9 protein-coding genes are annotated in these 9417 nt (G+C 61.0%); 2 read left to right on the top strand and 7 right to left on the bottom strand.

All coding sequences use genetic code 11. The features are described 5' to 3' along the window. The 4 genes from L9Z73_RS18960 to L9Z73_RS18945 all read right to left on the bottom strand — a co-directional run. On the bottom strand, positions 1-662 hold a 662-nt coding region (locus L9Z73_RS18960; protein ID WP_247403997.1), incomplete at its 3' end, for a fumarylacetoacetate hydrolase family protein. Positions 663-676: 14 nt separating this feature from the next. Then, positions 677-1540: an alpha/beta fold hydrolase gene (locus tag L9Z73_RS18955; protein ID WP_247403994.1), complete on the bottom strand. Its 864-nt coding sequence runs from the start codon at positions 1538-1540 to the stop codon at positions 677-679. Positions 1541-1557: 17 nt separating this feature from the next. Further along, on the bottom strand, positions 1558-2511 hold the full coding sequence (mhpB, locus tag L9Z73_RS18950; RefSeq protein WP_247403991.1) for a 3-carboxyethylcatechol 2,3-dioxygenase: 954 nt from the start codon (positions 2509-2511) through the stop codon (positions 1558-1560). A gap of 1 nt (position 2512) precedes the next feature. After that, a complete protein-coding gene (locus tag L9Z73_RS18945) occupies positions 2513-4171 on the bottom strand; it encodes a bifunctional 3-(3-hydroxy-phenyl)propionate/3-hydroxycinnamic acid hydroxylase (RefSeq protein ID WP_247403989.1) in 1659 nt (552 codons plus the stop codon). A 133-nt stretch (positions 4172-4304) separates the two neighbouring features. Between L9Z73_RS18945 and L9Z73_RS18940 the strand changes: the two genes are divergently transcribed. Next, a complete protein-coding gene (locus L9Z73_RS18940) occupies positions 4305-5081 on the top strand; it encodes a DNA-binding transcriptional regulator (RefSeq protein ID WP_247403986.1) in 777 nt (258 codons plus the stop codon). Between the two features lie 259 nt (positions 5082-5340). On the opposite strand, the gene L9Z73_RS18935 is transcribed toward L9Z73_RS18940, so the two are convergent. From L9Z73_RS18935 to L9Z73_RS18925, 3 genes are read right to left on the bottom strand one after another with little or no spacing between them, the layout of a single operon-like run. Further along, a complete protein-coding gene (locus tag L9Z73_RS18935) occupies positions 5341-6615 on the bottom strand; it encodes an MFS transporter (RefSeq protein ID WP_247403983.1) in 1275 nt (424 codons plus the stop codon). 57 nt (positions 6616-6672) lie between these two features. Next, a complete protein-coding gene (locus L9Z73_RS18930) occupies positions 6673-7827 on the bottom strand; it encodes an acyl-CoA dehydrogenase family protein (RefSeq protein WP_058822687.1) in 1155 nt (384 codons plus the stop codon). A 60-nt stretch (positions 7828-7887) separates the two neighbouring features. Continuing rightward, on the bottom strand, positions 7888-8754 hold the full coding sequence (locus tag L9Z73_RS18925; protein ID WP_247403980.1) for an IclR family transcriptional regulator: 867 nt from the start codon (positions 8752-8754) through the stop codon (positions 7888-7890). 237 nt (positions 8755-8991) lie between these two features. On the opposite strand from L9Z73_RS18925, the gene L9Z73_RS18920 reads away from it, so the two are divergent. Further along, positions 8992-9417 (top strand): enoyl-CoA hydratase-related protein (locus tag L9Z73_RS18920; RefSeq protein WP_247403977.1); only part of this gene is annotated, 426 nt, incomplete at its 3' end.

The raw sequence follows: 9417 nt of genomic DNA, 5'->3' as shown, positions 1-9417 counted from the left end.
ATCGACTTTCCTTTCAAGCCATCAACCACTTGGTTGATATGCAAGCAAGATGGAAAAACCGCGACATCAACACCGCTGGACACTTCTTCAGCGTTGCGGGTCATCCGCATGCTGGCCTGGCGCAGGTCGAGCCCGTCGATACGTCGAGCCGGGCCGCCCAGTACGAAACAGCCGCTGGACGCGTTGTCAGCCACGGTATCGACGAAGCGGATGTTCCAGCCCTGGATGCGACTGCCGACGATTTCCAGTGCCGGGACGACCCAGCCGGTGGCCGTCATCACGTCGGCGAATGTGCTGTCGGCGCGGGGCAGGTCGCGTTCGAGGATCAGGGCGATTTCAGCCTCGATCTTCGGTTGCAGTACGCGGCCGGTTGGCACGGTGGCGTTGTCGCCGTAGCACATGTCGGCAAACAGGGTGCCGAAGTCCGGTTGGTCCACGCCCAACTGGGCCTGGACTTTGGGGTTGGTCAGGCCGATCTTGCGGCCCACCACGCGGCGCCCGTTGGCCACGCCGTGGTCGACGTTGAGGCGCTGGATGGCATACGCGGCGGTGGCGTTGTCTTCACCGATCCGCTCGCGCAGCGGCCCGATGGCTTCGCCGTGGTCTTCGGCCTGGCGCAGGTCGGCGGCGAGTTGTTGCAGGGTGTCTTGAGTCAGCGTCATGTCAGCCTCGGTGATCAGTGGGTCAGGAAGTCGAGGACCATCCGGTTGAATTTCTCGGCGTGTTCCCACTGCGCCCAGTGGCCGCAACGGTTGAACACGTGCAATTGCGCCCTGGGCAGGCCGGCCAGCAGGCGCAAGCCGGTGTCCATCGGCACGAAGCGGTCCTCGCGGCCCCAGACGAGCAGGGTGTCGGCGTTGATTTCGTGCAGGCGGTGGCTGAAATCCGGAAATTGCTTGGGGTTGAGCGTGCTGCTCTTGACGAAGTTTTCCAGGTGATCGCGGCGCGACAGGAGGTTGTCCAGGCGGGTCTGGAACAGTTCGTCGGTGAGGCCGCTGGCGTCGAAAACGAAGACGTTCATCATCTTCTTCAAGTTCTCGATGGTCGGGTCGCGGTACAGCGCGCCGATCAGTTTGATGCCTTCGGTGGGCTGCGGCACGAAGGCGCTCGGGCCGCCGGTGCCGCCGCCCATCAGGATCAGTTTGCCGATCCGCTCAGGGTATTCCAGGGCGAAGGCGACGGTGCTGTGGGCACCCATCGAATTGCCGATGATGTGGACGCGCTCCAGCGCCAGCACATCGAGCAGGCCCTTGAGTGCTTGTGCGTTGAGGTTCGAGCGCGAGCCTTGGCTGACGATCGTGTCGCTTTTGCTCCAGCCCGGGCAATCCATCAGGATCACGCGAAAACCGGCATTCACCAGCGGTTCGATATTGCGATTGAAGTTGGCCCAGCCGCTCGCGCCCGGCCCGGAGCCGTGCAGCATGACCACGGTTTCGGCACCTTCGCCAAGGTCGTTGTAGTGCAGTTGCAGGTCCAGGTCGCCTTCCTTGATACGGGCAAAGCGGCTGGTGGAGGCTTCACTGAAAGCAGTGGTGGTCATGGCAGTGTTCCTTGAATTCATGGGTGAGGGGTCAGCGGCTGTGCGCCAAGCGCACCGAAACCTGCGATCCACTCGGGAATCGGGCGGTAGTAGCGGCCTTCGCTCCGATACGGGCCGAAGGCACTCAGGGCGGCGAAGGCGGCGACCCAGGTTTTCACCTCGTGGGTCGACTTGCCGGCCAGCATCGACAACTTGTCGTTGTTCAACGAGTCGAGGTCGCGCATACGGCCCTGTTCGAGGGTGTCGAGAAACTGCTGATCCCAAGCCGGGTTCAGCGGGTGCAGGCTGTGCGGGTCTTCGACGAAGTCTCGCGCGGCTTGAATCACCCGGTTCTGGCGGGCCTGTCGTTCATCGGCGGGGAGCTGACGCCCGCTGCCCATCAGGCGGTCAGCCATGCGCGCGTCGACCTTGGCCAGTTCCGGTACCGGCGGTTGATGGGACAAGCCGCCTGAGGCCAGGAACAGCACGCGTTTATCCAGCGCTTTGGCCCATTGGCCGATCGCCTCACCCAACAGTCGGGCGCGTTTGAAACTGGGCAGCGGCACGGCCACCGAGTTGATAAACACCGGAATCACCGGGCAGCTCTGCAAGCCGCCGAGCAACAGTTCCAACGGTTGCGCGAACGCATGGTCGACCTGCATGCGATACGACACAGCGGTATCGACACCGGCATCCAACACCGCCTGGGCGCAGGATTCGGCCAGCGCTTTGGGCACGTCCAGCGGGCCGGCGGCGGTGTCGAAATCACCAATCGCATCGGCCGCCATGCCGATGCAAAAGGCCGGCATCACGTCGTAGAAAAACCCGTTGTAATGGTCGGGGCCGAACAGCACCACCAACTGCGGGTCGAAGCGGGCGATGCGCTCGCGAGCGGCGTTGATCACGCCATCGACTTCGGCCAACACGTGCGGCGCCGGATCGACGTAGCCCACCAACGGCGTATGAGACAAACAATGCAGAAAGGCGCTCATGTCACGCGACCTTGCTGACAACAGCGTTCGCTGAGGTCGGTGGCAGGGTTTTGAGCGCCCGGGCCAGTTCATCGCAAGCCTGGCCAACGGTTTGCGGGATGGCCAGCCCGGCGAGGAAGCGGTCCGGACGCACCAGGGCGATGGACGACGTGCCGAGCGCGAACCATTCTTTCAACCGACCGCTGCTGTCGCCCACGCGGATCACGTCTGGGCCGGCATCGCTCGGTACTCTGAGCTGCACGTCTGGCAACACTTGGATGAAGCGTGTGCCCAGGGCTTTCCATTGCGCGATTTGCGTGGCCGAGAGGCCCCAGGTCGGATCGCAGCCCCAGGCGATAATCGCAAAGTTTTCGCCAATCACTTCATCCAGCAGCACCGTGGTGCCGGCGTCCGTCAAGACCTTGGGCTGAATGAACATCTTGCCGACCGGCGAGCCCTTTGCACTCGGCACGATCAACGCGCCCCGGGTGTATTGCGGCATCGGTTTGAAGCGCATTTCGACGAAGTAGCGCTTGACCGGCGGCAGGTAATTGAGCAACCACGACACCCCATCGCGCAGGGTGCCTTGCCAGCGTTTCGGCGGCGCCAACACGTGGCCGGCGAGCACGGAGAGATTGATCATCGCTTTGGCGTGGTCGCGGCGTTCCTCTTCGTAGCTGTCGAGCAGGTTATCGGCGGCCAGGCCCTTGATCACCAGCGCGAGTTTCCACGCCAGGTTCGAGGCATCGCGCATGCCGCTGTTGTACCCCTGGCCTTGCCATACCGGCATGATGTGCGCGGCATCGCCGGCCAGCAGCACTCGGCCCTGACGGAACCGACCGGCCAGACGCGCGTTATGGGTATAGACGCGGCTGCGGATCAGCTCGATGTGGTCGGGGTTCGGCAATACTTTGCTCAGCAGCTTGCGCAGGTTCTCGGGCTTGCTCAGCTCGGTCTCGGTTTCGCCGGGCATCACCATGAACTCGAAACGACGCACGCCATGGGGCAGGGCGGCGGACACGTAAGGCCGCACCGGGTCGCAGCACAGATAGACATGGGGCGTGGCCAGCGGGTCGTTGGCAATGTCGACCACGATCCACTGATTGGGCGCGGTCTTGCCCTCGAAACTGATGTCCAGGCTGCGCCGCACCAGGCTGTTGCCACCGTCGCAACCAATCAGGTAGCGCGCATTCAGGCGTTCGCTGCGGCCATGCTGATCCTTGAGGTTGAGCACCACCGCGCTGTCGCTTTGTTCAAAACTGCTGAGCTCACGGCTGAACAGCACCTTGACGTTGTTGAAACGCTGCAGGCCGTCGAACAGCACCCGGTCGGCCAAGGGCTGAATGAACGCGTTGCGGCGTGACCAGCCGAACTCGTCGGTTTTCGGTTGAATATCGGCAAAGCAACGACCCTTGGGGGTCAGGAAGCGCATGGCGTGCCAAGGCGTGGTATGCGGCAGCACCTTGTACGCCAGACCGACGGCCTGGAATGTGCGCAGGCTTTCGTCGTCCAGGCCGATGGCGCGGGGGTAGTCGATCAGGGTGTCGAGCTTTTCCACCAGGGTGACGTTCACGCCACATTGCCCCAGGTAGTTGGCGATCATCAAACCGACAGGGCCGGCGCCGACGATAGCAACGTCGGTGGTCAGCTCCAATGTGGAAGGAGTGGGTGCAAGACTCATGGGTATCTCCGTACAGCGTTTTTGGATTTCTTGTGGGGCGCAGTATGGAAATCACGAGGCTGGTGGACAACGAAAACCCCTGCTAGGGTGCACTAGGTGCACAGCCTTGATTTTAAAAGAGAATGGAGCGTCCATGAGCGAAACAGAATACAAGAGCGTTCGTGGGCTGATGCGTGGTTTGGCCCTGATCAATGGCTTGAATCGTTTTGATGGCGGGGCCAGTACGGCGCAGTTGGCCGAGCAAAGCGGGCTACATCGGACCACGGTTCGTCGATTGCTGGAGACCTTGCAGGCCGAGGGTTACGTGCGCCGCAGCGAGTCGGATGACAGCTACCGCCTGACGTTGAAAGTCCGTGAATTGAGCGAGGGGTTTCGCGACGAGCAATGGATTTCTTCGATTGCTGCACCGCTGCTCGGCGAGCTGCTCCAACAAGTGGTCTGGCCCACCGACCTGTGTACGCTGGACGGCGATGCCATGGTGATACGCGAGACCACGCATCGCTTCAGCCGCCTGTCGTTTCACCGCTCCATGGTCGGCCGGCGTTTACCCTTGCTCATGACCGCCACGGGGCGCGCGTACTTTGCGTTCTGCCCGCCGGCCGAGCGCGAAGAGCTGATCGAGTTGTTGATCAGCCGCGAAGATGAACAGTCGGCGCTGGCGGCGGATCGCGGCTTTGTCGATCGGCTGGTGGAGCACACCCTCGGCAAGGGCTACGGCGAAAATAACTCCCATTGGGGCCTTGAGCGCAAGATCGCCGCGATTGCGATTCCGGTCATGCACGAGGCGCGGGTGATGGGCTGCCTGAATCTGGTTTACATCGCCAAGGCGATGTCGGTTGAGGAAGCCGCCCGCCGTTATCTGCCGGCGATGCAGGGTGTGGTGGAGAAAATCAGGGCTCAGTTGGCGTAGGGGGGGGCTTGGTTTTGTGGGACTCGATGCCGGTGCGACCCCATCTGCAAAATAGGAATGGCCTGATTTAACCTCATAACATCGCTGATCGAGGCGGGTGACAAGCTGATTGAAGGCCTGCAGCAGATGATGCCGGGTGTGCGGATTGGGAGTTCGTTGGTGGGGCCTGGCGCGCATTGATCGTAAACGCGCCACCGCAATGGCGACCGCCTGCCGATTCGCGAAAAATCGTCACGCCGTCGCCCTGTTTGACGCCCGACTATTGTTTCTGCGGATCGAACTGCTTATCCCTGATGAACATCGCCGGAATCACGCCGCAGATGAAGTACGCCGCGCCCATCACGAGAAAGCCCACGCCAATCGAGCCATGGGACGCCAGAAAGCCAATCGCAGCGGGTGCGACTGCGGCCCCCAGGCGGCCAATATTGTAGGCGCCACCCACCGCGGAGCCGCGGAACTTGGCCTCGAAACTTTCGGTCATGTAGGTCGCATTGACGCCATACGGAATTCCATACAGAAAGCCGAACACGATCAGCATCCACAGGATGTTTTCCTGGCTCTGGAACAGCACGATCACCGGCAGAAATACGGCCGTCCCCAGGGCACCAAAGGCGAACACGGTGCGCCGACCGATACGATCGGCGGCCATGCCTGCGAGGACTTTGCCGAGGATCATGGCGGTGTAGGTGCCGACCATGTAGCTGGTCATGGACTTGAGGTTCATGCCCAGTTCGCTTTCCAGGTAGGTCGGCATCCAGTTGTTCACGCCGTAGTAGCCGAACTGCAGAAAGCCCGCGGTCAGCGCCCAGCAGATGAACATGCGGCGCGATTGCGGGTCAGCGAAAATCTGTTTGTACATGCTGTCGCGCTTTTGCGCCGAGCCGCTGCGTATTCCAGCGAGTGTTTGCTTGGCGCGCTCGGCCTGGGCGTTGATCCAGGCTTGGGGTTCCGGCACGAAACGTTGCATCACCAAGGCAAGAACCACTGGGATGATCGCGATGTAGAACAGCCAGCGCCAACCATGGTTGGGCAATATCCAGCCGGCCAGCAAGGTCGCGACGATGTAGCCCACCGACCAACCTGCCTGCAGTGTGCCGAGCACCGTGGTGCGGTAGCGGGTGGGCACGTATTCGGACATCAGGGTGTTGCACGCCACGTACAGCGCGCCGATGCCCAGCGAGGCCAGGAATCGGATCAGCGCAAACTCCCAGTAGCTGTGGGTCAGCCCCAGCACCGCGGTGCCGACGGAGAACAGCAAAATACTCCAGACCACGGTTTTCACCCGTCCGAAGCGGTCACAGGCCCAGCCGCCGTAGATACCGCCGATCGCCATCCCGGCCAGGGTAAAACTGCCCAGGCTGCCGGCTTCGACGTTAGTCAGGCCGAATTCAGTCTTCAGGCTATTGAGGCTGTAGGACAGCAGCATCAAGTCGGCGCCGTCGATCAATAATCCGAGAAAGCAAAAAATGAACACCAGCACCCAAGTGCTGGATTTGGCGTGGGCAGTCGCACTTGCCTGAGCAGCAGCGTCCATGGAGTTACCTTTATTGTATTTATGGGGTGGGACTAGAATTGAGTGTTGCGCGCTGATCTAGCGTTGAGCGTCGCGGATCATGTTTCGCGCAATGACGATCTGCTGTATCTGGGTGGTGCCCTCGTAGATGCGGAACAGGCGCACATCCCGGTAGAAACGCTCGATCGCGTATTCGCTGACATAGCCGGCGCCACCGTGGATCTGCACGCAACGGTCGGCGACGCGGCCGCACATTTCGGTCGAGAACATTTTCGCGCAGGAGGCTTCGGTGCTGACGTTACGGCCGTCGTCGCGCTTGCGTGCTGCATCGAGCACCATGCAGCGGCTGGCGTAGATTTCCGCCTTGCTGTCGGCCAGCATCGCCTGGATCAATTGAAATTCGGCGATGGGCTGGCCGAACTGTTTACGTTCCAGTGCGTAGCGCAGGGCATCATCGAGCATCCGCTCAGCCGCACCGACACTCAATGCCGCGATATGCAGGCGACCCTTGTCGAGGACTTTCATCGCGGTCTTGAAGCCTACGCCTTCGACACCGCCAATCAGTTGGCTGGCAGGTACTCGGGCATTTTCGAAGATCACGTCGCAGGTATGGGCGCCTTTGTGGCCCATTTTGTGGTCGGGCTTGCCCAGGGAGACTCCCGGTGTGCCGCGCTCGACAATGAATGCGCTGATACCGCCTGCGCCTTTGATGTCAGTGCTGGTGCGCGCCATCACCGTATAGATGCCAGCGTGCGGGGCGTTGGTGATGAAGCGCTTGGTGCCGTTGAGGATGTAACTGTCACCGTCGCGCACGGCGGTGGTTTTGAGCGAGGCGGCATCCGATCCTGCATCGGGCTCGGTCAGGCAGAAGGAACTGAGCAGCTCACCGCTGGCGAGCTTGGGCAGGTAGTGTTGTTTCTGCTCTTCAGTGCCATCGAGCAGAATGCCGATGGAACCGATCCCGTTGTTGGTGCCGATGTAGGAGCGAAACGCCGGGGAGGTGCGCCCCAGCTCGAAGGCGATATTCACCTCTTCCTCCATCGTGACGCCCAGCCCGCCGAACGCTTCCGGCAGTGTCAGGCCAAACAGCCCCATGGCCTGCATCTGCTCGACGATGTCCTGGGGAATCGCGTCGGTCTCAGCCACTTCGTTTTCACGGGGGATCAGCACTTCGCCGACAAACTGACGAAGGGAATCCAACAGCATCTGCAGGGTTTCGGTATCACGGATCATGTGCGCTCCTAACGCTCGCAGGCGAGCGGTTCTTTATTGGGGCGCCGTTACTCCGTTGCGTCAGCGAGCAGCGGCGCCAATGTTGTTCACCATGTTGATCAGGCGAGGCCCGATATCGTCCATGAGCTGTTCGCGGGGCAGTTGGAAGCTCGGCCCGCCGCAGTTGAAGGTCAACAACCCGTACTGCGGGTGCAGCAACGGCACGGCCACGGAGTTAACGTCGCGATGCCACTCACCGATCGACAGGCAGAAGCCGTAGTCGGCGTAATCCCTGAACGCCCGATCCAACCCTTTGCGAATGGTTGGCCACTGTTCCGATTCGCGCTGGCGAATGTGATCGAGCAAAAACTCCCGCTCGGTCTCCGGCATCGCCGCCAGGCACGCACGGCCTACCGAACTTTGTGCCAGCGGCAAGTAACTGCCGATCTGACGGCGCATGGTCATGTTGCCCTGACCCTGAACCACATCCAGGTACACCATCTGCAGGCGATCACGGGATGCCATGGCGACGGCCGCCTGTGCATGATTGGCCAGGTCCTCCATCAACGGATGAGCCACCGTGCGAATCGCCAGGTTCGACAGCATGGCGTAGCCAAAACCCAACACCCCGACATCCAACTGGTACTTGCCCGAATGCACTTCGCGTTTAAGGCAGCCCAGGCGCATCAGCGTATTGGTCAGCCGCGTCACGGTCGGTTTGGGCAGGCCGGTCATGCGCGCCAGGTCCTGATTGCCCAGCACGTTGTCGCGCGGGGTGAAACACCTCATCAGTTCCAGCCCGCGCGCCAATGCCGTTACAAACTGGCCACTGTTTTCGTCGTCGCTCAATGCGCTGGCGGGATCGAGCATGCCCATCTTCAGTAACCCGATTTCATCCGCTCCCTTTGCCGTGTCAGCGGCCTGCCGATCTGCCTTGATGCGAGCCATGGTAGAACCTCACTTTGAAAAAATGCAAGAAAATAAAACGCAGTTTCGCCTGACGAAATTATATTCGTTGTTTCTTTAAAAACCAACGGGTTTGTTTTGTTGACTTAAAGCCAAGCAATTATTGGGGTTAAACAGATTTTTTGCTTTTTATGTTTACAGGATTTTGTAAGCGTCCTTATGATTAAGCGTAATTACGGTATTCAGTTTCGCCTGACGAAACAATAATAAGAGGTCGCTATGAACTCCCATCCAGAACCGGTCGTGCATGTCCAGATAAGAGAGGATGCCGTCGCGGTCGTCCGCATCGAGCGGCCCGAGGTCAAGAACGCGCTGAACAGCGCCGTGCGCGAACAACTGGCTGACAGCTTTCGCCTGTTGTCTGCCGATGAGCGCGTGCGCTCGATCGTGCTCACCGGCGGCGAGCACTGCTTTGTCGCGGGGGCCGATATCCGCGAGTTCGCCCAGGCCAGCCCGATCGAGATGTATCGCCGTCACACGGAATACCTGTGGGACGCCATCGCACGTTGCCCCAAACCGGTGATCGCTGCAGTGAATGGTTTTGCCCTGGGCGGCGGCTGCGAGCTAGCGATGCACTGCGACATCATCGTCGCGGGGCAATCGGCGCGATTCGGCCAGCCGGAGGTCAAGCTGGGTCTGATGCCG

This window comes from Pseudomonas emilianonis, from assembly GCF_023072625.1.
GTDB classification, from domain to species: Bacteria; Pseudomonadota; Gammaproteobacteria; order Pseudomonadales; family Pseudomonadaceae; genus Aquipseudomonas; species Aquipseudomonas paraveronii.
Note: the sequence above shows the minus strand (reverse complement) of the source record. Positions and strands in the feature narration are given on the sequence as shown.